The organism is Nitrobacter sp. 62-23 (genome assembly GCF_001897285.1).
Classification (GTDB): Bacteria; Pseudomonadota; Alphaproteobacteria; order Rhizobiales; family Xanthobacteraceae; genus Nitrobacter.
In genome coordinates this window covers 1-25,475 of the sequence record NZ_MKSM01000078.1, presented here as the reverse complement: position 1 = coordinate 25,475, position 25,475 = coordinate 1, and the positions used below count along the sequence as shown (strand labels likewise).

General features: G+C 55.1%; 18 protein-coding genes and 3 pseudogenes. 8 read left to right on the top strand and 13 right to left on the bottom strand.

All coding sequences use genetic code 11. The features are described 5' to 3' along the window. Positions 1–53: 53 nt before the first annotated feature. Positions 54–1,823 (top strand): type I secretion system permease/ATPase, encoded by a 1,770-nt coding sequence (locus BGO16_RS06710; protein ID WP_292617834.1) that lies wholly within the window; start codon positions 54–56, stop codon positions 1,821–1,823. Next, on the top strand, positions 1,820–3,133 hold the full coding sequence (locus BGO16_RS06705) for an HlyD family type I secretion periplasmic adaptor subunit (protein WP_292617833.1): 1,314 nt from the start codon (positions 1,820–1,822) through the stop codon (positions 3,131–3,133). Before BGO16_RS06710 ends, BGO16_RS06705 begins: the two co-directional genes overlap by 4 nt. A gap of 57 nt (positions 3,134–3,190) precedes the next feature. Here the strand turns inward: BGO16_RS06705 and BGO16_RS06700 are convergent. From BGO16_RS06700 to BGO16_RS06670, 7 genes and pseudogenes are all read right to left on the bottom strand, one after another. Further along, positions 3,191–3,349 (bottom strand): annotated as a pseudogene (locus BGO16_RS06700) (transposase); the annotation flags it as partial. A gap of 42 nt (positions 3,350–3,391) precedes the next feature. Beyond that, positions 3,392–3,568 (bottom strand): annotated as a pseudogene (locus BGO16_RS06695) (IS630 family transposase); the annotation flags it as partial. A gap of 78 nt (positions 3,569–3,646) precedes the next feature. Further along, positions 3,647–3,904, bottom strand: coding sequence for a phosphopantetheine-binding protein (locus BGO16_RS06690; protein WP_292617863.1), 258 nt, complete (start codon positions 3,902–3,904; stop codon positions 3,647–3,649). 44 nt (positions 3,905–3,948) lie between these two features. Further along, complete coding sequence (locus BGO16_RS06685; protein ID WP_292617832.1) at positions 3,949–5,175, bottom strand: pyridoxal-dependent decarboxylase, exosortase A system-associated; 1,227 nt, start codon at positions 5,173–5,175, stop codon at positions 3,949–3,951. After that, positions 5,172–6,743 carry an acyl-CoA ligase (AMP-forming), exosortase A system-associated gene (locus BGO16_RS06680; protein WP_292617830.1) on the bottom strand — a complete coding sequence of 524 codons (1,572 nt, stop codon included), beginning with the start codon at positions 6,741–6,743 and terminating at the stop codon, positions 5,172–5,174. Before BGO16_RS06680 ends, BGO16_RS06685 begins: the two co-directional genes overlap by 4 nt. 19 nt (positions 6,744–6,762) lie before the next feature. Further along, entirely contained in the window at positions 6,763–7,659 is an 897-nt protein-coding gene (locus BGO16_RS06675) for a hypothetical protein (RefSeq protein ID WP_292617828.1), read from the bottom strand. Beyond that, on the bottom strand, positions 7,625–8,713 hold the full coding sequence (locus tag BGO16_RS06670; protein ID WP_292617826.1) for a glycosyltransferase family 2 protein: 1,089 nt from the start codon (positions 8,711–8,713) through the stop codon (positions 7,625–7,627). The genes BGO16_RS06675 and BGO16_RS06670 overlap by 35 nt, the downstream gene beginning before the upstream one ends. Before the next feature lie 1,295 nt (positions 8,714–10,008). Here BGO16_RS06670 and BGO16_RS06665 point away from each other — a divergent pair. Then, positions 10,009–10,164: pseudogene (locus tag BGO16_RS06665) on the top strand (IS481 family transposase); the annotation flags it as partial. A 128-nt stretch (positions 10,165–10,292) separates the two neighbouring features. Here BGO16_RS06665 and BGO16_RS06660 read toward each other — a convergent pair. Further along, on the bottom strand, positions 10,293–15,836 hold the full coding sequence (locus BGO16_RS06660; protein ID WP_292617825.1) for a DUF4082 domain-containing protein: 5,544 nt from the start codon (positions 15,834–15,836) through the stop codon (positions 10,293–10,295). Between the two features lie 370 nt (positions 15,837–16,206). Here BGO16_RS06660 and BGO16_RS06655 point away from each other — a divergent pair, with 370 nt between their 5' ends. Further along, positions 16,207–16,770 carry a hypothetical protein gene (locus BGO16_RS06655; RefSeq protein ID WP_286783994.1) on the top strand — a complete coding sequence of 188 codons (564 nt, stop codon included), beginning with the start codon at positions 16,207–16,209 and terminating at the stop codon, positions 16,768–16,770. 79 nt (positions 16,771–16,849) lie between these two features. Here BGO16_RS06655 and BGO16_RS06650 read toward each other — a convergent pair whose 3' ends face one another. Beyond that, positions 16,850–17,836, bottom strand: coding sequence for a formyltransferase family protein (locus BGO16_RS06650; protein WP_292617822.1), 987 nt, complete (start codon positions 17,834–17,836; stop codon positions 16,850–16,852). Between the two features lie 44 nt (positions 17,837–17,880). Beyond that, positions 17,881–18,933, bottom strand: coding sequence for a hypothetical protein (locus BGO16_RS06645; protein ID WP_292617820.1), 1,053 nt, complete (start codon positions 18,931–18,933; stop codon positions 17,881–17,883). 1,045 nt (positions 18,934–19,978) lie between these two features. Between BGO16_RS06645 and BGO16_RS06640 the strand changes: the two genes are divergently transcribed. Beyond that, positions 19,979–20,371 carry a hypothetical protein gene (locus tag BGO16_RS06640; RefSeq protein WP_292617818.1) on the top strand — a complete coding sequence of 131 codons (393 nt, stop codon included), beginning with the start codon at positions 19,979–19,981 and terminating at the stop codon, positions 20,369–20,371. Between the two features lie 7 nt (positions 20,372–20,378). On the opposite strand, the gene BGO16_RS06635 is transcribed toward BGO16_RS06640, so the two are convergent. Further along, complete coding sequence (locus tag BGO16_RS06635; protein ID WP_292617817.1) at positions 20,379–21,152, bottom strand: metallophosphoesterase family protein; 774 nt, start codon at positions 21,150–21,152, stop codon at positions 20,379–20,381. 224 nt (positions 21,153–21,376) lie between these two features. Then, the gene (locus tag BGO16_RS06630) at positions 21,377–21,559 is read right to left on the bottom strand and encodes a hypothetical protein (protein ID WP_292617815.1); all 183 of its coding nucleotides are present in this window, start codon (positions 21,557–21,559) and stop codon (positions 21,377–21,379) included. A 262-nt stretch (positions 21,560–21,821) separates the two neighbouring features. Here BGO16_RS06630 and rfbA point away from each other — a divergent pair, with 262 nt between their 5' ends. The 3 genes from rfbA to BGO16_RS06615 all read left to right on the top strand — a co-directional run bounded on the left by rfbA (position 21,822) and on the right by BGO16_RS06615 (position 24,712). Further along, positions 21,822–22,706, top strand: a complete 885-nt coding sequence (gene rfbA, locus BGO16_RS06625) for a glucose-1-phosphate thymidylyltransferase RfbA (RefSeq protein WP_292617814.1) — start codon at positions 21,822–21,824, stop codon at positions 22,704–22,706. Between the two features lie 12 nt (positions 22,707–22,718). Then, positions 22,719–23,786: a dTDP-glucose 4,6-dehydratase gene (gene rfbB, locus BGO16_RS06620; RefSeq protein ID WP_292617812.1), complete on the top strand. Its 1,068-nt coding sequence runs from the start codon at positions 22,719–22,721 to the stop codon at positions 23,784–23,786. A 581-nt stretch (positions 23,787–24,367) separates the two neighbouring features. Continuing rightward, the gene (locus BGO16_RS06615) at positions 24,368–24,712 is read left to right on the top strand and encodes an H-NS histone family protein (protein ID WP_292617862.1); all 345 of its coding nucleotides are present in this window, start codon (positions 24,368–24,370) and stop codon (positions 24,710–24,712) included. 520 nt (positions 24,713–25,232) lie between these two features. Here BGO16_RS06615 and BGO16_RS06610 read toward each other — a convergent pair. Then, on the bottom strand, positions 25,233–25,475 hold a 243-nt coding region (locus tag BGO16_RS06610), incomplete at its 5' end, for a hypothetical protein (protein WP_292617810.1).

The following is a 25,475-nucleotide window of genomic DNA, read 5'->3' as shown; positions in this document are numbered from 1 at the left end:
TATGGACGCAGTGTAAAGAGACTCGGCTGCGGTATTTTGCAGTTGCGCGACAGATGCTCGAAGCGGCGCGTCGCAAGTTGTTTTCTGGCCAGTTGCGGACCGGTGCTGAATATGCCGCGCCAAAGTCCGAAATCGTGACGTTCCTGGGTTCATGTCGCCAGATTTTCTGGGGCATGGCGATCTTTAGCGGCGTGAGCAATATCCTGATGCTCACCGGCTCCTTTTTCATGTTGCAGGTCTACGACCGGGTGTTGCCAAGCCGGAGTGTTCCCACGCTTCTGGCGCTGCTGGTACTCGCGGTGGTGTTGTACGCATTCCAGGGTGGGCTTGATCTCATTCGCGGCCGGATCAGCGTGCGCATTGGCCGCTATCTGGATGAGACGCTGGGGGAGCGCGTATTCGATGCCATTGTCCGACTTCCGTTAAAGGCGAAGGGGGACGGCGATGGCCTGCAGCCGTTGCGTGACCTCGATCAGGTCCGCAGTTTCCTGTCAAGTGGTGGACCGGCGGCGTTGTTTGATCTGCCCTGGATGCCGGTTTATCTGGCGATCTGCTTCATGTTCCATTTCTGGATCGGCGTGACCGCTTTGATCGGAGCGCTGTTCCTGATTGCCATTACCATTGCGACCGAGGTTCGTACCCAAGGGCCGACCAAGGCTTATTCGCGCTTCGCGGTCTCGAGAAACGCGCTAGCGGCCGAAGGACGACGGAATGCCGAAGTGCTTCATGCGATGGGCATGCGCCAGCAGGCGGCGCTCCGCTGGCGCGAGGCCAATCAGAAGTATCTTGCCGCGCATGAGGCGGCGAGCGACATCGCGAGCGGACTTGGCGGTGTATCAAAGGTATTTCGAGCTATCCTGCAATCCGGCGTTCTGGCCGTCGGCGCCTATCTGGTCATCTATCAGGAATCCACAGCAGGCATCATCATCGCCGGTTCGATATTGACATCCCGTGCGTTGGCACCGGTGGAAATGGCGATCGCGAATTGGAAGGGCTTTGTCGGTGCGCGTCAGGCGGGCGGGCGGCTCGATCAATTGCTTACGCTATTGCCAAAGGAAGAGGCGCCGCTAGCGCTCCCGCCGCCCGTCGACAGCATCTCGGTCGAAAACCTGTATGTCGTGGCGCCGGGATCGGACAGCCTCATCCTCAATGACGTCTCCTTCAAGTTGGCGAAGGGCGAGGGGCTCGCGGTCATCGGCCCGAGCGGCTCCGGAAAGTCCACCCTGGTGCGTGCGTTGGTCGGTGTGTGGCCTCAGTTACGTGGCAAGATCACGCTCGACAGCGCTGCGTTGGGGCAATGGGCGTCGGACGACCTCGGGCGCCATGTCGGATATTTGCCGCAGGACGTCGAACTGTTTGACGGCAGCATCGCGGTCAACATCGCGCGCTTCGATCCCCAGGCCAGTCCGGCGGCGGTGCTGGAGGCGGCACGGACGGCTGGTGTCCACGATCTGATTCTTTCGTTCCCCGACGGATACGGCACGAAGATTGGTGAGGGTGGGTTCGCGCTTTCCGCCGGCCAGCGTCAGCGCATCGGTCTTGCGAGGGCATTCTATCGCAATCCGTTCCTTGTTATTCTCGACGAGCCGACATCGAATCTCGACTCCGATGGCGAGGAGGCGCTGACCGAAGCCATTCTCAACGTGCGGCGGCGGAACGGCATCGTGGTAGTTGTCGCTCATCGCCCGAAGGCGCTCGATGGCGTTGATCATGTTCTTGTTGTCGCCGATGGCAAGGTCCAATCGTTCGGTCGGAAAGAGGATGTTCTGCGCAAGGTGCTCAAACCTGGTCCACCGCTCAAGGTCGTGGGAGATCAACGATGAGTGCCCCGGCAACGTCTGCCTTGGCATCGATTCAACGTTATATGGTCGTAGGTATCATTTTGGCGGTGACGGTCACGTTCGGGATCGGCGGCTGGGCGTCAACAATGGAGCTGTCCGGCGCGGTAATTGGGCAGGGCACAGTTGTTGTCGATTCAAGCGTCAAGAAAGTTCAGCATCCGACCGGCGGCGTGGTCAGTGAATTGAACGTCAAGGACGGTGACAGAGTTAAGGCGGGTGACATTCTGGTCCGGCTAGATCAAACCCAGACGCTTGCCAATGCGACCATCATCACGAAAAGCTACGAGGAATTGCTGGCACGCCAGGCGCGACTCGAGGCGGAGCGCGATAGCGCGTCCCAGATCGTATTTCCCCGCACGCTGTTGGAGCGCGCGCGCGACGCGAATTCGGAAGCTGCGCATGCCATCCAGGCCGAACGTCGTTTGTTCGATTTGCGTCGTGAGGCGCGCAACGGGCAAAAGGCGCAACTTAAAGAGCGCAGCGCACAGTTACGTGATGAAATCAAAGGTTACAACGGCCAACTTGATGCCAAACAGAAAGAAGTCGATTTCATCCATCAGGAACTGGAAGGTGTTCGCGGGCTCTGGCAAAAGAATCTGGTTCCAATCACTCGCTTGACCGCACTGGAGCGCGATACGGCGCGCCTGGAAGGCGAGCGCAGCCAACTGTCGGGAATGGTCGCCCAGGCGAAAGGGAAGATATCCGAAATCGAACTTCAGACGATCCAGATCGATCAGGACCTGCGAACCGAGGTTGGCAAGGATCTGATAGAGGCGCGCGCGAAAATTTCCGAGCTTTCGGAACGAAAGATTGCTGCCACAGATCAATTGAATCGCGTCGATATTCGTGCACCGCAGAACGGGCGTGTCCATCAACTGTCGGTGCACACTGTTGGTGGCGTGATCTCGCCCGGCGAACAGATCATGCTGATTGTGCCTGACAACGATACGTTGGCGGTCGAGGTCAAGATCGCACCGCGTGACATCGATCAGGTCTATGTCGGGCAATCGGCCTTCATGCGTTTCGCGGCTCTCAACGAGCGCACCACGCCGGAGATCGAGGGCGATGTGAGCTTGGTTTCCGCGGACCTGACGCAGGATCAACGGACCGGAATGAGTTATTATACAAGTAGGATTTCGCTAAAGCCCGAGCAACTTGCGCGGCTTGGTTCGAATAAACTCGTTCCTGGCATGCCTGTGGATGTTTTCATCCAAACCACCGGCCGGACGGCATTGGCCTATCTGATCAAGCCGCTACGCGAACAAGCAGAGCGAGCCTTCAGGGAAAGATAGCTGCCCACGGTGTCCGCTAATCGAGGCTTCGTCGAATTCTAGAGCGTTTGCTATTAGGCGGAAGCAATTACGCCAGCGGGCCCCACAGCGCAGCATATGGACGATGCCGCTGATCATCCGACGATCATCGACCCGATGCGCACGCCGGCCCCGCAGGAGCAAAGGTTCGATCCGTTGCCACTCCGCATCGCTCAGCCAGCAAACCTGCTTTGCCATCCAAGCCTCCCAGACCAGGGAAAATCTGAATCACATCGCCCTGCAGGGAGCCGCGAGACGGTCGTAACGCAGCGCTCCGAGGAAGGTCATCGTGCGCCAGTGGCAGTGTCGCGCGAAGCCACGCAGGCGATTTCCTTTCGGCGCCCATCGCGCAGCGGAGCCATGGTGCATGGTGGTCTTGATCCAGGTCTCGTCGATGAAGACGGGTCGGCGAGGATAGAGGCTTGCCACGATCGCTAACGCCGGGCGTTTGCGGAGGACGTCGGCATGGCCCTGCTCGGGGCGAACAGTAGCGGTTTAATTCCGGCGTTGCGCAACAAAATTCGCAAGGCTACCGAAAGTTTCGAAAATTTCACCTGCCATCTCGGTATCATCGATCTCGAAATTGAATCGTTGCTCGATGGCGACTAAGATTTCCAGGACAGCCATGGAATCCAGTTCCGGAACGCTCCCCAGGAGCGGGGTCGAAGGCTCAAGTGCAGATGCGCGATCCTGGATGCCTAGAGTTGTAACGACAACGTCCTTCACCTCATCGAACAGTGGCGTGCTTGTCATTGACATTCCTCGCAAGTCTTATAAGTCGAGAGTCAGATTTGGGCTCATACTAGAACCTCAATTGCTGGTGGATGGCTGAGAAACGCGCTTGGGCTAGCGCTCATGCCATACGCGCCGGCCTGAAACAATACGACAAGATCGTCGATTTCAACTTTTGGCACGCCGACGCCTTCGCCAAGCAGGTCGAGCGGTGTACATAGGCAACCAACAACGTTTGCGGTCTCAGTCACCGCTTCGGTCATCCGATTGCCTATCGCCAACGGGTAGTTGCGGCGGATAACCTGACCAAAGTTGCCGGATGCCGCCAACTGGTGATGGAGACCGCCGTCTACCATTACGAATTGCTTGCCACGTGACTGCTTGCAATCGACCACGCGCGTAACGTAGATGCCGCACTCGCCGACGATATAACGGCCAAGTTCGATGACCAACCGGGCCTCGGGAAAGTGGTTGCGGATTGGACCATCGAACAACTCCTGCAGGTTGGTGCCAACCATCGCGAGATTCAAAGACTCATCCTTGTCGAAATAAGGAATACCGAAACCTCCTCCGAGATTCAGGTAGCGGACAGGGGACGGCATTGCCGCCGCAAGCTTTGTTGCCAACTCAACCGTCTTGCGCTGTGCTTCGCAGATAATGTCGGCGCGGAGATTTTGCGAGCCGCCAAAGACGTGGAAGCCGAGGACATTGAGGTCGACCTTACTCAGCTCGTGGAGAAATTGCGGCACGACCTCCGAGTCGACGCCGAACTGCTGCGGTCCACCACCCATCCGCATGCCGGACCCCTTGATGGCAAAGTCGGGATTCACCCGGATCGCGACTCTCGGGCGCACACCGAGTTTTTCTCCGATCGCGAGAACGCGCCTGGCTTCGGTGATGGATTCCAGTTCGATCGTCACGCCTGCGGCTACCGCTTGGGTGAGTTCAGCGATCGTCTTGGCGGGGCCGGCGAAGCTGATTTGGTCGGACCTCATTGGTGTGTCTAACGCGATCCGCAATTCACCGGTCGAAGCAACATCGAATGAATCGACAAGAGAGCTCAGATGTTGCACGACGGCAGGCATCGGGTTTGCCTTGATCGCGTAGCTCAGATTAATCTTGCTCGGCAGCTTTTCACGCAGAAGCGCGACGCGCTGGGTCAGCAACCGTCGATCATATGCGAAGAATGGCGTGCTACCGATCCGTGCGGCTAACCGGTCAAGAGGCAGGCCGCCGACGGCGAGCTTTCCATCGATGATTTCGAACGCTGCAATGGTGTCTCGTGCACTCACGCCACGATCTCCGAGCGTAGCAGGGTGCGATCGAATTTGCCGTTCGGTGATCGTGGGAGCTCATCGCGAATGATGACTCGATGTGGAATCATGTAAAGGGGTAGCTGTCTGCGCAACTCTGCGAGTAAAGCCGATTCATCAAGCGTCCCATTTTGCGGCGGGCTGACCGCAATCACGACGACTTGGCCGATAGCCTCGTCCTCCATACCAAATGCAACGGCATCACGTACCATGCCGGTATCGTAGATGACCTCCTCGATTTCCGCCGGACTGACGCGATAGCCGGATGTCTTGATCATTTCGTCTTTTCGGCCGACGAAGTAGAGAAAGCCTTCATCGTCTCGGATGACGGCGTCACCCGAGAACACCGCCAGCTCCGGTATTTTGAGTTCTTTAGCCCGCCCGGGCACCGGCCGAAATCTCGCGGCGGTTCGTTCCGGGTCATTCCAATAGCCAAGCGTGACCAGCGCGCCGCGATGCACCAGTTCTCCTTCTTCATTCGCGTCACATATCGACCCGTCTGGGCGCACGACGAGGATTTCCGCATTGGGAATAGCCTTGCCGATCGAGGTAGGGCGGCGGTCAATTTCCGATGGATCAAGATAAGTCGAACGGAAAGCCTCAGTTAGACCGTACATTAGATAGGGTGAGGCTTTGGTGAATATTGCGCGCAGCTTATCCAGTGTCGCGCGCGGCATTCGGCCGCCAGTGTTGGCGAAGTAACGCAGCTTCTGCGCAACTTCTTCAGGCCACTTCAACTCAGCAACCTGGATCCAAAGGGGCGGCACGCAAGTTAGACCGGTCACTCCGTATTTGGCGCACGCCTTCACGATATCCGACGGCAACAGATAGTTGATCAGTACGACTTGTGCCCCGACGCCGAATCCCGTCGTCAACTGACTGAACCCGGCATCGAAACTCAGTGGAAGTGCGGCAAGGATGACATCCGACGGATTGTTGACGAGGTAACTCGCAACGCTCTCAGCACCACAAATCAGGTTGCGATGACTTATGACGACGCCCTTCGGGTTTCCCGTACTGCCTGACGTATAAAATATCGCAGCCATATCGACGTCGATCAAGCCGGTTTCGTTAGGTTCAGCATGGCTATCGGACGTCAAATCTGCCCAAGAATGGATGCGGTGGCCTCCGTTGGTTTCCGACGTCGGTATGCCATTGATCAACACGATGTGCTCAAGAGCTGGGAGATTGACAAGACCGTCCCGCAGTAGGTCATAACGTTCCTTGTTTGTAATAAGTACCCGGACGTCGCAGTCGTCGAGGATGTAATTTACCTGTCGTGATCGAAGCAACGGATTGATTGGCACAAACACACCACTCGCGGCTGACGTGCCGAAAATGCCTGTTACCGTTTCAATCCGTTTATCCAAGAAAATGCCGACACGGTCACCTCGCGTAAGTCCGAGACGTTGTAGGCCGGCCCCGACCGCCTTGATGTGTTGCCAGAGCTCTCCATATGTTAGTGTCGTCGTGCCGGATGTTAGCGCTGTGGCTGTAGTGCAATCTCGGGCTGATTGCCTCACTAGGTCGTGCAGATACCGCCGCATGATTTTTCCAATGTAAAGGTTACCAGGGCACGCAAACGAGTTCGCTATATAGGTTGTCGATCTGCTCTGCTTTCAGGCGCTCGCTTTTGAACATTTTGCGTCTGGGTGAAGTCAGCATCAGTGAGAGCTTTGGACGGTGAATTATTGTTCGTACTTCAGCAAGCATCGCCAATATTCCATGTCTGAACAGCAGATACCGTGACATGTTGGTAGACCCGATTTTGAACAAGTCCGGGTCGCTGACGTAAAGGATCGAAGCGAAAACCGGAAGGTTCTTACGCCGGTCACGTCGATAGATGACGTAGCAAGTCTCCCGCTCTCTAGTCAGCAGCAGATGGTGGGCCGCCGCAGTGCGCGCGTGGTCGCGGTATATCTGTAATTGTTTGCCGGTCAATACGCGTTCGATTTCGGCCGGATCTGCTGAAATGCGGATGCGGCTGGGCCAAATCGGCAGGGGCAGAGCAGGAATCAGGACAGTGGCCGTGTTCAAATGTTGAAACCCGAGCCGTTCGTTCAGCGGGATTACTGCGCCGCTAGGCGACAGATCGGTGAGGGTGTAACCTTTCTGGCCGAGCATAGCTTTCAGCAACCGCATACTATGTCCACGATATTCGTGGCGAACACACCAGGCGCCTAAATTGCAGAATGGTTCATCGACGCCGCCAAAGGATCGGACTGAGTAGAACGCCAGATAAACCCCAACAATTTCGTCGCGATCCGCAAGCAGGAAGCCATGATTGGGTGAAGATACTTGCCATGGAACGAGCGGCGCAAAGGCCCATGTTTGGGCGCTGATCCGCGGGTTAAGATGAGAATGTAGGAATTGGCCGACGGCAGGCAGATCGCCGCCCTGAATAGCGCGAATTGAGACCGACATGCCCTTAACCCAGCGTTTGAACCAGGTCTGGTCCGGCAACGGCGCGCATCTTGCTAGGGCTGAGGAGGGCACGGAGCGCTGCACGATTGACCTGGCGCCCCAACATTGCGCGACTACCTTCCCTCAACACAAGTGCAGCCCAGTATAGCGCACCGAGCACCGCACCGTGGCGACGGCGATACAGGCGCACGCGATTTAGGTTGAGAAGCGCCCACAGCGCTGGCGACTGTCCGGAATCGCCCTCCAGGTGAATAGCGCGGGCGGAGGGCGTATAGCGCGTCACAAAACCAGCGTCGCGTGATTTCAGCGCGAAGTCGGTTTCCTCGGAATAAAGGAAGAAAGATTCGTCCCATGGGCCGCAGGTATCCCAGCAGGCCTTGCTGATAAGCAATGTCGAGCCTTCGGCCCAATCGACCAAGGTCTCGCGACGATAGCTGTCCTCATCAGTAATCACTTCTCCGAGTCCAGCGATCTTGCCCGCTGTGCGGGCGCCCAGCAACGCGTCGGCAAGAGCCCGGATAATTGACGGTTCACGACGTTGTGTGTCGATACGGATACCCTCACGATCAACGAGATGCGGCGCGGCAATGCCTGTGCCAGGCTTGCCGAGCGCAGTGATTAGCTCCGGTACGCAATCGGGAAGGAGGCGAACGTCGGGATTGAGGACAAGGACGTAGCCGTGCGGAGGAGCGGCTGCCACGCCAGCGTTAATGCCGGCAGCGTAGCCTGCATTTCGACCAGTCTCGATAATAATCGAGTTGGGTGCCAGACGATGAGCTTGCGCAACGCTGTCGTCCGACGAGTCATTGTCAACGATGATGAGGTGCCATTCAAGGCCGCCCATGCCGGCAGGGAGCGAGGCAATCAGATCCGGGAGCAGCTTGGAACTGTTGTACGTGACAATAACGACGGCAATGGCCTCGCTGGTCGCGGCAGCCAAGCCGGTGGCTTCCTTCCCTTTGCGAGAATTGGTCAAAATAGGCTCAAGGGTTTGCGTCAGTGCTGCTTGTTCATCCCTGTAACGCACGTTCTGCCCTCGTTTCTGGATGTCGGAGGTTGCGAGCATCAGGCCCCCAGTTGAACGCATCAGCATCGTAATGCGCAAACCTTCGATTGCTAGGCAAGTGTTAGGCTGCCGGTCGCGAATGCATCGTTGTCGACGTCGGTTCGATTGGAGCGGATATCCGGTACAGGCACAGATGTATGACCACGATCCCGGGAAAGAAATTCATCTCGGATCCAGAGCTGGTGATCCCCTTGTTCTGTGGATCGGATTGGCGGGGAGGGCACCGGCATCAACGAATAAAAAGTCTCCGCAACAGAACGAAAGCTCGAGTGAACCGAAAAACGCGTGATGTTTTGGAGGTATCGCTCGAGTAAACTCGTGGCGAGTTGCTCTTGTTCGTAGCGATCAGGATGGATCGACGGCCGCAACCCGTTCCAGACCACCGCAGCTTCGACATTCGTCAAATGTCGAAGGATCGGCAAGAAAGCGATGGACGAAGATCTCATGGTTACCCTTGAGTGCGACGGTTTCCCGAGCTTTTTTGCAGGTTAGGAGTAGATCGATAGCATAGTCGCTCAGAAATACCGTAACTGACCGAGGGGATGGATTATTTTATTCGTCGGGTTCTGTGGTCCAGCCGGAGCTTCGGCCTAAGGATATGAAATTACGACAATAATCTCCATCGACAAAGTCCAGCGAGTTCATATGTTATTTATTTATTTTTTAGTTTATTATATTATTTTAAATGTTGAAAGGGCGTATGATGACAAATTTTTTAGATATGATTAAGTGTTCGTTGGAGCCACGCCCCTTCGGATCAACCGTCGTTAAGGAAACCGCGCGCGTACTCCCCACCGGTTGCGTCAGTCTCACATGTTAACGATATTGGCGTCGTGCTAGCTTGGAGAATTTTGTAAAGTCCACGCTGCGCGTTTTGCCAATGCGACAGGTTGGATCGATCGATCACTACGGAGTGGTTGCAGCCGTGCAAAGCCGAAGCATTGATGCCGATCTCTTTTCGTCTGCGATCCTGCCTCCGAACAGATTGTTTTTCGACGATATCGCCAAGGTTCCAGGATCGTTGCGAAGGTGGCGGGTTGATTCAACGGTGAGGTTGGGGCGATCGTTATGGCTGAAGTGTTGTTGCTGTCGGAAGCTCAGATGCGCCGGATCGAGCCGTATTTCCGCTTTCGCACGGATTGCGACCTCACAAGGCGATCTATAATCGGTTTCGTGCTGGAGCCGGCTCGGTGTGTTCAACAACATCTTCGTCGAACTGGCCGCAAAGGCAGCAAGTCATCTTTCCCGATGATCGGTGCGACGCATCCAGAGGCGTATCGCACTGCAGTCTTTTAAAGAGCTCGTAAGCGCGGAATCTTGACGAGCTGATTTACATCGATATCAAAAAGCTCGGTAAGTTCAATCAAATCGGCTATCGCATCACGGCGATCACACGGGCCAGAGCAAAACGCACAGAGTGGGCTGGGAGTTCGTCCCATGCCTATATCGACGAGATGTCCCGGATCGCCTTCAGTAAATCCTTTGCCTTCCACAAAGCCCAAGCGTCTCGGTCTCAGCACCTTCCATTAATTGCCTGGTCCCGGACTCAATTAAGCTGATCCTTCAAACTCTTTGGGCCTAATCCTCCACTTTCTCCTTTCTCATGTTATGCAGCGAGCTGCGCGCGGAACAGGACGTCAACGCCGTAGCTCGTCGAATTGTACGAATTGGTCGGGAATAGGCTCGAACTACCGTAGGCATAAACGCCGTTGCCGCCGACCGAAGACGACGACGGAGCCGTCAGCGGTCCGTTCGTCACGGAGTTAGTGAATAAGCCCGGATCGGCTGCGTAGTGCCCGGAGCTATGATACGAAGCGATATAGGTCGTGTTCGCATCAATGGCGACGGGCGATGCGAACTCCACCTGTTGCCAGCCGCTTGCCGTTTCGTTGGTGAAGGTGGCTGTCGCCAATAATGTACCGCTGGCAGTCCAGAGATCCGCGACATGAGTGCCGACATCCAGGGCGCTCTTATAAAAGCGGATGCCGGTGATTTGCCCGGCGTCCGAAGCCTGGAACTTGAAGCCAAGCTCGACCGGATTCGAGTCCGCAATCGAAGTAATCTGAGGCGTTGAAGTCGAGCTGAACAGACTCACGGTCGATGAAGACGCGGGATTGATGGAAAGGCTAACCGTTGCGGTCGCTGCACCGCCCCGTCCATCGGCGATCGCGTAATTGAAAGAGGCTGGCCCGTTATAGCCGGCATCCGGCGTGAAGGTGATGGTGTTGGTCTGCGGATCGAATGCGGCGACGCCGTGTGAACTGTCGCTGACGCCTGTCACCGACAGCACATCGCCATCCGGGTCGCTGTCGTTGGTGAGCAAGGCCGAAGTGGGGATCGTGAGGACGGAGTCCTGCGTGGCGCTGAAGCCGCTGTCGTTTACCGCAATCGGCGATCGATTAGCGCCCGTAGCGGCCGGGCTGAACATCACATCGACCCAATAGTTGCTCGCGCCATAGCTGCTATCGGGGAACAGGGTAGGATTGCCATACGCGTAGACACCGTTTTCAGATGCCGGCGCGCTCAGCACCCCATTTGTGTAGGTGGCGTTGAAATATCCGCTTGTCAATGCGTAGTGACCGTTACTGTGATAGCTTGCGACGTAGACTGTCCCGGCTGTAATCGAGACGGGATTGCTAAAGGTGACGGTCTGCCAACCACTGGAGGTTTCGTTGGTGAACGTCGCAGTGGCCAGCAATGTGCCGCTACTGCTCCAGAGCGATCCGGTATGGGTTCCGGTATCGTTGACACCCTTGTAATATTTGATGCCCACGATTGTACCGTCGCCGGAAGCAACAAATCTCACGCCAAGATTGACTTGGTTGATGTCAGAATTGGAGGGTATGGCAGGAGTATCTGAAGTCCCAAATAAACTGACGGAGGGGGGTGCGACGGTCAAACTGACATTTGCAGTGGCTGTCCCGCCCTTTCCATCTGAAACAGAATAGCTGAAACTCGCCGCTCCTACGTAGTCTGCAGTCGGAGTGAAAGTGACGGTATTGGTTTGACTATCGTAGATAGCGGTGCCGTTGACGGCGCTGCCGCTGACGATTCCGCTGATGGTCAACGTATCGTTGTCTGGATCGGTGTCATTGGCCAGCAGTGCAGATGCCGCGATCGATAGACTCGCATTTCGAGAAACCACGAGACCACTATCGTCGACCGCAACAGGAGGCTGATTGGGGGGGGCATTTACAGTCAGGCTCACGGTGGTGCTGGCGGTGCCGCCATGGCCATCAGAGATCGAGTAGATGAACGATGCGGGCCCTGTGTAGCTTGCGGTCGGGGTGAAGGTCACAGTGTTGGTTTGCGCGTCGAAGGTCGCCGTTCCATTTATACCGCCATTGGCCCCGGTAATGACCAACGTGTCATTGTCTTGATCGGTATCGTTGATCAGCAATGCAGCGGCAGATATTGAAAGAGCGGTGTTTCGTGTCGTCGTGAAGCCGCTATCATTCACGGCAACCGGAGGATGGTTGCTCGATGGAACAATCGTCAGATTCACCGTGGCATTAGCGGTGCCGCCGTGACCATCGGAGATGGCGTAGGTGAACGAAGCCGGACCGGTGTAACCGGGCGTCGGCGTGAACGTCACCGAATTCGTGCTCATGATGTAGGCGGCGGTGCCGTTGACCCCTATACCTGCGCCGGTGATGGTCAGGGTATCGCCGTCGGCGTCCGTATCGTTGGCCAGCAACGTCGCTGCTGCGATCGTCAGCGTATTGTCTTGGGGCGTGGTTAAACCGCTGTCGTTGTTGGCGACTGGTGGATGGTTGCTGCTGCTTGTCTCCGAACTGAAGATGACGTCGACCCAATAGTTCGTCGCATTGTACGAGTTGCTCGGGAAAAGGCTGTCGTTGCCGTAAGTGTAGACGCCGTTGCCGCCCGCAGGCGCACTCAGGACACCGCTAACGTGGTCGGTTGAGAAGTAGTCGACCGTCGAAGCATAATGGCCATTGCTGTGGTAGCTCGCCACGTAAGTGGTCCCAGCAGTAATAGCGACCGGGCTGCTAAAGGTTGCGGTTTGCCATCCGCTAGCCGTCTCGTTCGAAAACGTGACCGTGGCCAGCAAAGTGCCCGTACTGGTCCACAACGAGCCAGTATGTGTGCCGTTATCGTTGGCGCCCTTATAATATTTGATGCCGTCGATGACGCCATTGGCGGATGAAGTAAACCGCATGCCGAGATTTACGGACGAAGAATCATAATCCCCAAGCGAAGATGGTTCGTCCGTACTTGAAAACAAACTCAAATTTGAAATCGAAGATACAACATTCAGACTTACTATAGCGGAACCGGTTCCCCCACGTCCGTCAGAAATGGCATATCCAAAACTTGCAGATCCCACGTAGTTTGGACTGGGCGTGAATATGACTACGTTGTTGATCGGATCGAATGAAACCGTGCCATTTGATGCCGCACCTACTCCTGATATCGATAGAGGGTCACCATTTGGATCGACATCATTCGCCAATAGTTGTGATGCTGAGATAATCAATTGATTGTTTTGTATTGCAGAATATCCGCTATCGTTATTGCCAATGGGCGCGAGGTTGGGCGGGGTCACCGAACTAAAAATCACGTCAACCCAATAGTTATAATTCGATACGCTAGTTGGAAACAGATTCTCGGTGCCGTAGGTATAAAGGCCGTTGTTTGCTTGTGCCGTTAACGGGCCGCTTGTGTGATCGATCGTGAAATAGTTGGTAGTATCCGCATAGTTTCCGCTACTGCGATAACTTGCGACGTAGGAAGTTCCGGGTCCGACTGCGATTGGATGATCAAAGGCAACAGTCTGCCAGCCGCTGTCGGTCTCTTCAGTAAATGTCGCACTTGCCAATAGAACGCCCGTGCTACTCCACAATGAACCGACGTGTGTGCCGCCGTCTCCTAGTCCTTTATAGAATTTTATTCCTACGATCGAACCGGATTGGGACGTCGTGAACTTAACGCCCAGATTGACGAAACGGTCGGCCTCTGAGAGGTTTGTCGGCACGTCAGAATCTGAAAACAATGTCGCGGTCGGCGCAGACGAAACCGAGAGGCTCAGACCGCTACTGGGTGATTCTAGGTTCAGACTGTCGTCAACTGCGCGCGACCGAATATCGTATACCCCCCCTGCAAGGGGCGTAAAAGTATACGTCCAATTCTCGTAGCCCGTTGCGCGGTGCCACGTCGTGCCGCCGTCAGTCGAAACCTCGACAACGGCGACTAATCCGCCTCCGGTGTCGGTAGCTGTTCCGGTAATCGTGATTGGCTGCGTCGCGATAAAGGAGTCGCTTGCCGTTGGGTAGGTGATGGTTGATGTGGGAGCAGTGGTGTCGGTAGATTTTGAGGCAAGCACCAAGCTTTGCATCAGGGTCTGTGGCTGCACGCCCATATCCGCAAACAGGTTCACCATGGCCTGCTGGACATTCGGATCGGTGGGCGTAGCTTCGTTGTCGTGATGCGAATCGAGACCCCAGGTCCAATAGACTGTTCCCGCGCCGAACACCAAGGCTCCGCTCGGGGCGCGATAGAGCGTCAGGCTGTGCGTGGAAGTGCCAGGTCCGGTAGTGACACCATTGTCTAATAGTAGGGTGTTGACGTCTACCGTCGTGGACGACAGCGCGATGAGGCCGTCCGGGCGTGCGCCGTTGTCGAGATCGGAATCCCACTCATAACCGAGCAGATTAGGCGTCAACGAGTAGACTTGGCCCGGCTGAAGATCGGCGACGTCCGTATTGGACCAGAAGCGGAAGTTGGAAAGATCGTATGGGATTGTAATCGTATCCAGCCGATAGGAGTCGACGGTGAAGATCGTGCCGGTGAGTCCATTTTCGGGTTGGCCGGCGCCATATTGAGGATCGCGCCACGTCCCGGTCGTATTTCCGGGATCCGAGTCGGCATTGTCCCAGGTTTCCTTGTAGGAGATCATAGTCTTGTACGGCGTGCCGCTGCCGTCGATGCTCGGTGCCCAGCGGGTCTCCCAATAGACCTCATTGCCACTCAGGAAGGCGAGGTTGACGCCAGCGTCGCGCGCGGCCTCGACGTTCGCCCGTTGGTCCGCGGACCAGTATTCATCGTGGCCGACCGACAGGAAAAGCTTGCTGTTCAGGAGCTGCGCGCCGTCACGAGCGGTATCAATGCCGGAAATGTAGTTGACGTCGTAGCCGTTCTGTTCAAGCCATCGGATCGCTGGATACTCGGCACTGAAGATGAAATCCTGCGGCCCGGCGGAATAGCCGCCGTCGCGCGTGATGATCGGACGATTGTAACTGACGGCATCTGCGCGGCCAGCCCTGCCGCCTCCATCTATGCCACCATACAGGTTATAGCCGCCCCACCAGTTATAGGCCTGCCAAGTGGTGTCCGAAGTCTGGAACGTGATGTCGCTCGGATTCTCGTCGTCCCTGACGATAAAGGGGATGATGTTCTTGCCGCCGGTATCGAGGCGTGTCAGTTCCGCGAAGTAGACGCCCGACACGGCATCGCCGGGAACGTTCCAGGAAGCCGACACCGACCAGTTGCCGGCATCGACTAGCTTCGTCGTCGGATCAAACAGCGGTACCGGCTGAATCTGCGCGGTCGGAAGAGATTGATCGATCGTCCCGACCTTGCGGGCGCCGTCACCATTGTAATAGCCGATCCGATAGATATCGATGCGATAGTTGGTTGCGTCGGTATTGATCTTGAAGTCAACGCGCTGCCCGTGATCAATCGTGAACTGTGCGGCGTAGCCTTCGATGCTGCTGTCGCCCTGGTCGATCCACCACTCGCTCTCGGGCGTTCCCTGCTTCATGTTTTCGAGAACAATCGCATTAGGAGTCGCCGCGGTCGCCATCAGCGAAGGGGCTGTCGTCGCGAACGTAGTGGTCGTGTCCGATTTCGCGTCGGTTTGCGTCCCATCGGAAGTGACGGTCAAGGTCAACGGGCTGAAGGTGCCTAGATCGGTCGCCGTATCAGTCGGGTTGTAGTATTCGAGGACTTTGGGCGCGTAGCCGGACGGCATGCCATTTTCGCCCGGTGTGCCGCCGGTGCGGACCGAGCAGACCGTGCATGCCCTGCCAGTGCAGGAGCCGCACGGTGAAGTGAGGGCTTGTTGTTGCCATTGCGTGTTCCAGGCATCAATCGCGGAACCAGCGCTGCCCGCTGTCTCTGTCGTGCTCATCAATCCGACCCCGAAAAAACGCCAGCCAAAATCAGTAAAAGCCCATGCATAAACTCTTTTTAAACCGGGCGCCATCTGAAAATTAAATGGATTGTATTCTGTGGAAATCGATCCGGCGAGCGCGATTAAGATTGACGTTTCAGGACGTCCCGACGCCCGTGATCCACGGTGCAGATATCTAACTGAGGCCGCACGTTTTTTTTACCGGTTGTTATTTTTTGGGCGGCTGAACGGTGGACGGCTGCCGTCGTCCCACAAAGGTTTTTGGGCCTTAAATCCTAAGCAAGAAGGCTGTTCATTGAGAAATCGTCATGGTTAACATCCGCGCCCCGCTAGAAAGGCGGAGATATTGAGATGGATGCGAAGCCAAATGATGGTGCGGACTTCAGAAATTGTGAGGGGGCGGGGCCGTGAGCAGGGCAATCCTCAACCGATCGTCATCCTACCTGCGCAGAAGGTTTCCGCGCCTTCTTCTTCCGAGTCCTTCATCGATACCAGTGTTTTGGAAGTCGCGTTGACCTGGATTCTTCATCAGCGGGCTCTGTCGACGACTCGGTGCACGCATTCGCTTGATCGGCAGATCGTTGATTTCAGCCAGTCCGTCTTCAATGCAATCGGATCTGCCGGGCGTCTTGACATCAAGCCCGAGCATCTCTGGATGATCTATTTCAAGGGACTGCTTTTTGCGAAGACCCATCCTCGAGCGACGATGGTCGCTGCGATCAATGCGGTCAGGCAGCAAACAGCCATGGAGGTGGTTACGCCCCCTGAAAAGGCCAAGATCGTCGAAGACGCGCACCGGCCTGCAAAGCGATATACGGCCGTCGATGCGGCAGATCAGAAGGCTCTGAATCAGATTACGGATGCGCTCGGCGACAGTCCGCGAACAGGTCGTGCCGCCCGTAGAAACGATCGGATGGCACTGACGGGTTGACGGCGAAGTGCGATCCTAGAGGTGAGAAGAGTTTATAGGGCCGAGGCTCAATTGGCAGTTCTTGAACTTCTAGGCTAGGCTACCTCGCGTTGATATGGAGCATCGCCTCTAGCGTAGCAACACGAGTTTCGAGATCACTAATTAATCGTAGTAAATTGAGCCGTGAGAGCCCCAAGGTCGCTCGGGTAGATGTAATGATTGATGATGCGGGCGAGATTGTGCCCGAATCGGAGATGATCTCGAATAAACGCAGAATTCCAGCGCCGGTTAATACATCGACCCAGCCTTCGTGTGTCGATCGTGCCACGACTCGTCCAGGTACGCAGCCCTTATACTTAGGGGCATCGTTGTTCGGTTGAGCGCGTGCAACTACTAATCGGCGGTGTCCGAGATGTGTAAAGGCGCCAGGAAAAGGCGGAGAGAGAGCACGAACGAGACGATCGATTGCCAATGAAGACATGGTCCAATCGATCTCGCCATCCTCCGGAATTCGGCTGCAGCCATATGTTGCGGCGGAATGGTCCTGGGCAACTCCAGAATCGCCGCGCACCGCTCGGTCCACCGCTGGCCCTAGCTCACGCTCTTGAATGGCATTTAAGCGTTCGTACAGTGATTGTGCCGTATCCGACGGCGTGATCAATATCCGTTCTTGAAACAAGATATTTCCGTCGTCGAGTCCCCCCGACACTAAGTGGATACTAATCGCGGCCGTATTTTCGCCGTTTATAAGCGCCCAGTTAACGTTGGCGCGGCCGCGGTATTCTGGTAGTGGCGAATAATGGACGTTAATAAACAGGCTCAACCGGAGAACGTCAGGCGGAATAATTCTGTTGAAAGATGAGATAACGACTGCGTTGGGTTGCCGCGTTGCAATGATTGCAGGCAACTCATTGAGGCCGCCTAGAGACCATACAGGAATGTCGTGCTTCGCCGCGTAGTCTCGAACGGGGTCGGATGCCGACTCTGCACGCAATACGCCGACGACATTGCAGAATTCATACAGGGAACGTAAAGCTGTCAGCGATGTGGGGCCGTCACCAAGCAGTAGTACATTTATTTTCTTCATATTGTTCTTACTAACTGCATCCCGATCCAGCTGTACTGGATTGCTTAACCGCGACCAACGAGTTGAGAAAAACCATCTGGTTGTACTGGAAGCCCGCGCCGGACCCATTCCGCGGCGCGCAGCCCGCCAGTTTGTAGACGGACAATTGGCTCCGGTCCGATTTCAGAAAGTAAAATGGCCATGTGTCCGGAGGTTGGCGGCTGCAGTGGCCAGACAGTGAGGACACTCGATGCTGCAGCATCACGATCGATGTCACCCCAAAATTGGACGAGCACGGCGCTCCGTGGCATCGCCGCTGCTAGATGCTGAGCTTCTGCAAGCCCAATTCTTGGAGAGCGATGAGGCTGCAGCGCAATAACCACCGCATCCCAGTCATCTTTGTTCAATATTCCCACATCTGAAAACAATCTGACCGACGCACCTTGGCCACTCAACCCGCGCAAAATAGGTTTATCAAAGTTATTATCGCAGATTAGAGCGATCTTGTTGCGATAGACGGGTATCCCGCAGTCATGCAGCTGCTTGACACATAGTGGACCGAGAAACGAGAAAACGTCCACGGCTTCATGTTGCTCGTTGATACCAACAACTGGAATGCCACGGCGCGCGCAGGCTGCGTAGTCGATATCTTCGGAACGCGCCTCCCATGCCTCGAACATCAAAGCGACAACTGCCGAGGAGGGAAGACAATTGATCAGGTCGGCTGTTAACGGCCTAAGATGTCCACTATTGGTGACAATATCGACTTGGCGAAGAAGGTCGGATGAGAGATTGCTGACTATATTGACCTTTTCCGACACACCTGCGGCTTTGGCTAGTTGGTGGATCCAAGTCTTAACCTCGACCATGCTGCCATATCGACTGGGGCGGCTGAGCGCGAAGACTTGTTTCGCGTTGGCCATCGCCGCGATTATGGGGGTTACGGCATAAGCTCCGGTCGCAGCTTCGGTAAGAACCGTCATAGTTGAGAGGTCGAGCTCTGTGGCCGAGATCGCTCGTTGCATTAAACGGACTAAACGATCGACGGCAAATCCCGGCGGAAGGATAGGCGGATGAGGTTCCGACATTGAGTAAGTTATTGGCGCGGCTTCGCTCAATGCTAATATCCCTCTCGGCGTGACGATATCTTCATCTTCGTTTACGTGAATTTATACTGCCTTACTCGGTAAACGGCAGGGGGCAATCTATTCCCTCGTATGAAGTATCGATAGGATAAGGGCACGCCGGGCCTTGCGAATTTAATGTTAAGGTTTCCGCGGCTTCGTCATCGACCCGTCATTGGCCACATCAAGTCCTAGCATCGCGTGGGCTGCAACGGCCCTTGGCGCCGTCAGTGTGATGCCGCCAATGCTGTGCCCGCTGCAATCTCGATCGTGACATCACCCTTTCTTTAACGCTCCGGGTTCGTCTGGCCGACAGTTTCGCCCTTTGGAACTTGTTCCGCAACAAATTCAGTTGGTGCAATTCATTAATTAAATTTGTCGTGCGAAGCCTAATCGTCGCAAGACGCTGATCTGGAGACATGTTGTCGTTCCTTCATCGGCGGTCGTACTGTCGCCGAAGTTAGTCTTCGGAGCGAATTAAAGGTTCAAGGTTTGGCTTAAAATTTTAGACCGCGGCTGGAGCGAAATTCTCGTTGGGCTGGGTGATAGTGGTCTTCAAGAGCCCGGTGATCAAGGGTTTGAGGTCCTGATCGCGGAGAGTTGTCAATTGGCCTTCAAATCGGGCTCGGGCTCAATGCCGGAGCAGGGGGGCGCCACGGACCTGACCTGACCCGCTGCTCATCCCATGATCGCAATCGAGAAGAGCCTTCATCGCATCATTGTCGGTCGTTTCTTCCCCGTAATGGCAATCATGTTTACGTAAACGGCCGATCGGTCGGTGACGCCGCCCACTGGAGCGGCGTCACCGGAACGCATGATGCCGCGGCGGCTGGGCTGCTAAGCAGATTCTGCGACACCGCGCAACGGCGGCGGTGTCAATTAGAGTGCACGACCCTATGATCGACCTGCTTCCTTCGGAGATTCGACGGATCTTCGATCCCCACAGAAGACTCGTGCGCTGCAACAGAAATATTCTAGGCTTTACGAGCCATAACAATTACAATTATGGAGGGTTTTTTTCGATCTCGCGAGATCAGCCATGTTTCAACGATTTTTGCCGGCGCGCGCTCACAATTTTTTCAGAACCCGTTCCGATGCCCGCAATACCAATGCCGATCAAGCGCGACTCAGGCCCGTGGCTGAAGCAATAGAAAGCGCGATCGCAACTGCGGAGGCGGAGCGTATCGGCCTGCATAGGCGTATCGGAGATGCCATTGCACGCGCGGCCGTGACCTTTGGATCCGGAACTGATGAATATCTCGAACGAGACGCAATCGATAACGAATTTCAAAATTTGTTGGACGCAGAAGTCAAGAATGGAGAACGCCGATTAACGGAACTTGAAAACCAGATCGAGCACCTCAAGTTCCTCAAGACCGCTATGACCTCACGCTTTCCGGAATTAAAATTAATTTCGTCGGAAATCGGCTGAAAGCGGATTATGCAATTGAAGTTGTCACACCGGCTCTACTGACAAGCTGTAGACCGAGTTGGCTGTCCTCGATCGACAAGATCGAAAGGCAGCCCGTCGCGTAGGCACCGGTATCGATGTTGATTCGATTGTGACGCATCTCCGGCTCGCGGACAGGCGTGTGACCGTGAACAATCATCTTTCCGAAATCTTGTTGGCTACTGAGGAAAGGCTCCCGGATCCACATGAGGTCGTCCTCGCGCTGAAGTTCGAGCGCTACTCCGGGCCGCGCTCCCGCATGCGTGAAGAAAAAATCGCCACAACTATATGCCGACCTCAATGACGAAAGAAATGCGCGATGGGACTGCGGCATGGCTTCAACCAGTGCGTCGCGGAGCGAGAACTCTTCGCCAGGCCTGCATTTCGAACCCGGAGACAGCCCATAGGACAACAGCGTCGGAGCGCCTCCCATCGACCACCATTCCGGCAGGACCGAGGGGCGGTCCAGAAAGTCCAACATCAGTTGCTCATGATTGCCACGAACGAAGACGGCTTCGTGGTTCTGGCCGCGATCGATCAGCAGATCAAGCGTGCGTTTCGTATCAGGCCCGCGGTCGACATAATCTCCCAGGAAAACGTGGATGACGCGCTCAGTGTCATACTCCGCGATATCGTGGTCGATGGCCGCAAAAGCCTTTTCGAGCAAATCTGCACAGCCATGGATGTCGCCAATGGCATAGATGCGAATCCCGGACGGAGCGCGTGCCCGTTTCTCAAATTTTCCTACCCGCCCCTTGAGCATGTCTCGCCGTTGTGATTGGGGGACTCCCGAGGTTTTTCACAGTGTACCCTCGTATGGCAAAGAGTCCCGCTTGGAAGTTCATACCAAGCAGAATCACCATCAATAACATTAGAACAATGCGGCAGACTTGCACAGTGAGAGGACAGTTCAGCCCAACCGAGCGTCATTTTCGAAAAACATGCCTGCACACTGGCGAGCAGGCCCTGGCTTCGCCCGGAGGATCGTCACACTTCAACATGAGAGCCTTTCGCTTCTGATGGATCAAAATTTGATCTAAGAGTTTGATTTATCGTATTTTCTTCAAGAAAACCGCTGGCCATTCCCGGGGCAAGCCCCGGAGACGTGCTTAGCTCGTTGACGGGGATTCCGCGCTCCATTTGTTCTTGTTTGAGCTTGCCTTGGCTCATCGGGTTCTGAGCAAGAAGCCCCCGCAGCACGCCCCCGGCTGGAAGGGCCGTGGGATTCCATGCGGTGACAGGTTCCCAAAAAGAAGCCCCTTGGATCGTGGAAGACCGGAGGCTCAATGATAGGTGCTTCTTGGTATGGTTGCGGCTATGATATTAATTTAACAGCATTTTTTTCTGAGTTCAGCCAATAAATACGTATATAACGAACGTGTGCTGTCGGCGGCGCTGGTTGCTAATTCTCAATTTAATCCTTTGAGGGACCATGAAAGGCATCATCCTTGCTGGCGGAACCGGTTCCCGCCTTTTTCCGGTTACGACTGTCGTCTCCAAGCAATTGCTCCCGGTGTTCGACAAGCCAATGATTTATTATCCGCTTTCGGTGCTGATGTTCGCTGGAATACGCGAGATTTTGCTGATCACCACGCCTTCGGATCAAGCGCTATTTCAACGGTTACTCGGCGACGGCAGCGATTTCGGATTGAAATTCTCCTACGCCGTTCAGGATCACCCCAGGGGGCTGGCCGACGCCTTCATCGTCGGGCGTGATTTTATCGGATCAGATGCCGTCGCTTTGGTGTTGGGCGATAACATATTTTACGGACATGGCTTGCCAGAGCTTCTCACCAAGGCATCGGCCCGTAGAGCAGGGGCCACGATATTTGGTAACGTCGTCAAGAACCCCGATCAGTATGGCGTGGTTGAACTTGATTCTGCCGGCCGGGCGCTTTCGATCGAAGAAAAACCAAAGAGCCCGAAATCCAACGTCGCAGTGACGGGACTATATTTTTATGACAATGACGTCGTCGATATTGCTGCCGGGATCAAGCCTTCCTCCCGTGGTGAAATCGAGATCACGGATGTCAATTCAGCCTACCTGGAACGCGGTGATCTTTTTGTCGAGGTTTTAGGCCGCGGCTTCGCCTGGCTCGACACCGGCACGCATTCTTCGTTGGTCGAAGCGAGCCATTTTGTTCAAATTCTGGAGCAGCGTCAGGGCTTGCGGGTCGCCTGTCCGGAAGAGATCGCGCTCCGCCAAGGCTATATTTCTCTGGAGCAGTTCAGCCATGCGGCCAAGAAGTGCGCCAAAAGCAGCTACGGCGAATATTTGATGACCGTCTATCGTAACTTTGAAGCCGGCCAATATTAGCAGGATCACACCATGCGATTCAAAGGAGCGACGATTTTCGTGACCGGCGGCGCCGGCTTCATAGGCTCAGCGGTGTGCCGGCATCTTCTCGCTGATACGCAAGCCAACGTCATCAATCTCGACAAGCTGACTTATGCAGCGAGTCTTGACAACATCCCGGATGGTCCCGGAAACTCACGTTATGCGTTCGAGCGAGCCGACATTTGTAATGCGCCGCTGCTGCGACAGCTTTTTGCAAAATTTCAGCCTGACGCGGTGATGAACCTTGCCGCCGAAAGCCATGTCGATCGTTCGATTGACGGCCCTGGTGAGTTCATACAGACCAATGTCATCGGCACGTTCTCCTTGCTGCAGGAAGCTCTGCGTTATTATCGCGGGCTGACGGGGGCGCAACGTGAAGGATTTCGCTTTCTGCACGTTTCCACGGATGAAGTTTTCGGTTCACTCGGAGAGGAGGGCTCTTTTTCAGAGGTGTCGCCCTACGCTCCGAACTCGCCTTACTCGGCAAGCAAGGCTTCGTCGGATCACCTGGTTCGGGCGTGGCATGAGACCTATGGGCTGCCGACGCTTCTTACCAATTGCTCGAACAATTATGGTCCTTACCATTTTCCGGAAAAGCTGATCCCGCACACGATCATCAAAGGACTGGCGGGCGAGAGATTGCCTGTTTACGGCGACGGCCAGAACATCCGCGACTGGCTTTTCGTTGAAGACCACGCGAAGGCTCTTACCCTCGTGCTCGAACGTGGCGTAGTCGGGCAAACTTACAATATCGGGGGCCGCAACGAGCGGACAAACCTCCAGGTTGTGAAGGCCATCTGCGATTTGCTGGACGAGCTTTCGCCGCACGTCTCCGGCTCGCGGCACGATTCGATTCTATTTGTCGCCGATCGACCCGGGCATGACAGGCGCTATGCCATTGATGCCTCCAAGTTAGAGCGTGAACTCGGCTGGAGAGCCGAGAAAAACTTCGAGAGTGGAATTGAAAGCACGGTCCGCTGGTACATCGACCGGAAGGATTGGTGGAAAGCCATTCTCGCGCGAGGTTATGCTCCGACTCGCGTCGGACTTGGCCAATGATTTTGGAGTGCTGGAAACTTCGCTTTGATGCCGTTCAGAACCGCATCACGTTTTGTGCACTGCAAGACGAAGACATTTTGCACTGACCCTTGCTTGCGCCAGTTGCAGCGGGTGACCCGCTGAGGCCCCAAATGGCATTGTGCAGCGAAATGATCGCTGTAATCCGCACGCGATAGCTGGATACAAACCGACTGTGTGGCGGGCAAGTTCAGTCGCCGAAAACAGGATTAGTTTTGATCGCTTGATATTTAATATTTGCTGTGCCCTAGATTGGCTTGATTTTTCCGTAATAATGGTTCGGAATGATAGAATCATTTAGTGCGACAAAGTTGTTCAGTTCTTGCGTTTCCGATCTATCTGAACGAGGCCGCATTTGACCCTTAAGATGCAACTGCACCACTCGGTGCTCAATACTCAAATACTGAACTCGGCGGATGCCGGACGCGACGCTTTACCGGTTGAGACAATCGCGAAACGTGGCCGCGATCAGAATAAACCGAGCTTTGTAGCTTGAGGCATGGAGAAGCATTTTGACTGCGCAAAAGCCCAGCACATTCACTCCGAGCGTTGCATTGGAATCGATGAATCTTGATGAACTCTGGTCGCTGCATGAAGAGATAAGCAGTCTGCTTGCAGATCGGATTCAGGCAGAAAAGCTCGAGCTGGAAAAGCGTTTGGCTGTACTTCATCGGGGAATAGCCTCACCGGAGGAGCAGGCCGACGCCGGTTCCCTGCCAGTTGCCAAGAGACGACGAAAATATCCACGCGTACTCCCTAAATACCGTAATCCTCAAAGCCCTTCCGAGACATGGTCTGGCCGTGGCAAGTTACCGCGGTGGCTGGTAGCCGCGATCAAAACGGGGAAAGGGATCGAGGAATTCCGGATCGCCGACGCCAATGTCTCTCCGGAGAGACAGAGGGCATAGGGCTTTCGCATGCGAGCTTGCCAGTATGGGTCTTCAGCGACGACCAGAGCCTGTTCGCTTCTGATTTAGAAGCGGGCTCTGGGATTTGAATTAACGCGTTTTCTTCGCGTGAACCGGTATCCGTTTCGCTTGAAAACGCTATAGAGGCAGCGTTTGTCTATTTTGACCTCTTTTTAACGCTTCTGTAACGATTCGTAACGCTTCCGTAACTATTCAAAGGCAATCAGCTTTTTAGACGATCGTAACCCGAGTTATTTTGCGGCCGTTGTATTCGTAGAGGGGCGCCGTATGGGGTATCAAGATTGGGAGCGTGTCGCGAGAGAGCTGGCTGAGATATTCCCGAGGTTTGAATGCGCTGGGAACTCTCATTTCGAAGGGCTGCGGTTTCCCGATCATATATCGCTGTCGCTGGAGCGCTCCTCTAATTTGGCGGAGCACAAAACAGAGGCACTGCTTGAGCACATCGCGCAAGCACTGGATGAACGCGTTATTCCATGGCGCGATTAAACGCAGGTGATAGCTAGAGCATGATCCCGAAAAGTGGAAACCTATTTTCGGAAAAGATCATGCTCAAACCAAAAGACAACCGACAAGTCTGATCCACGCAACCCGAAGGGAATACCGGTTCGCGTGAAGAAAACGTGTCGATGAAAAATCCTGGAGTCTGCTTCTGATTCATTAGAAGCAAAAATGCTCTAGGCTCGATACTCAATTGTTCTTGCGGTGATTGATTGGGGCTGATTCCTTGTGTCCGGGAGGATTT

Bases quoted from the DNA above. Each gene is read 5' to 3' on its own strand.
- BGO16_RS06630 (WP_292617815.1), bottom strand. From the start codon at position 21,559: ATGAGCCAAGGCAAGCTCAAACAAGAACAAATGGAGCGCGGAATCCCC.
- BGO16_RS06635 (WP_292617817.1), bottom strand. From the start codon at position 21,152: ATGCTCAAGGGGCGGGTAGGAAAATTTGAGAAACGGGCACGCGCTCCG.
- rfbA (WP_292617814.1), top strand. From the start codon at position 21,822: ATGAAAGGCATCATCCTTGCTGGCGGAACCGGTTCCCGCCTTTTTCCG.
- BGO16_RS06710 (WP_292617834.1), top strand. From the start codon at position 54: ATGCTCGAAGCGGCGCGTCGCAAGTTGTTTTCTGGCCAGTTGCGGACC.
- BGO16_RS06660 (WP_292617825.1), bottom strand. From the start codon at position 15,836: ATGAGCACGACAGAGACAGCGGGCAGCGCTGGTTCCGCGATTGATGCC.
- BGO16_RS06705 (WP_292617833.1), top strand. From the start codon at position 1,820: ATGAGTGCCCCGGCAACGTCTGCCTTGGCATCGATTCAACGTTATATG.
- BGO16_RS06650 (WP_292617822.1), bottom strand. From the start codon at position 17,836: ATGAAGAAAATAAATGTACTACTGCTTGGTGACGGCCCCACATCGCTG.
- BGO16_RS06670 (WP_292617826.1), bottom strand. From the start codon at position 8,713: ATGCTGATGCGTTCAACTGGGGGCCTGATGCTCGCAACCTCCGACATC.
- BGO16_RS06615 (WP_292617862.1), top strand. From the start codon at position 24,368: ATGAATCTTGATGAACTCTGGTCGCTGCATGAAGAGATAAGCAGTCTG.
- BGO16_RS06680 (WP_292617830.1), bottom strand. From the start codon at position 6,743: ATGCGGCGGTATCTGCACGACCTAGTGAGGCAATCAGCCCGAGATTGC.
- BGO16_RS06640 (WP_292617818.1), top strand. From the start codon at position 19,979: ATGTTTCAACGATTTTTGCCGGCGCGCGCTCACAATTTTTTCAGAACC.
- BGO16_RS06655 (WP_286783994.1), top strand. From the start codon at position 16,207: ATGATGGTGCGGACTTCAGAAATTGTGAGGGGGCGGGGCCGTGAGCAG.
- BGO16_RS06690 (WP_292617863.1), bottom strand. From the start codon at position 3,904: ATGACAAGCACGCCACTGTTCGATGAGGTGAAGGACGTTGTCGTTACA.
- rfbB (WP_292617812.1), top strand. From the start codon at position 22,719: ATGCGATTCAAAGGAGCGACGATTTTCGTGACCGGCGGCGCCGGCTTC.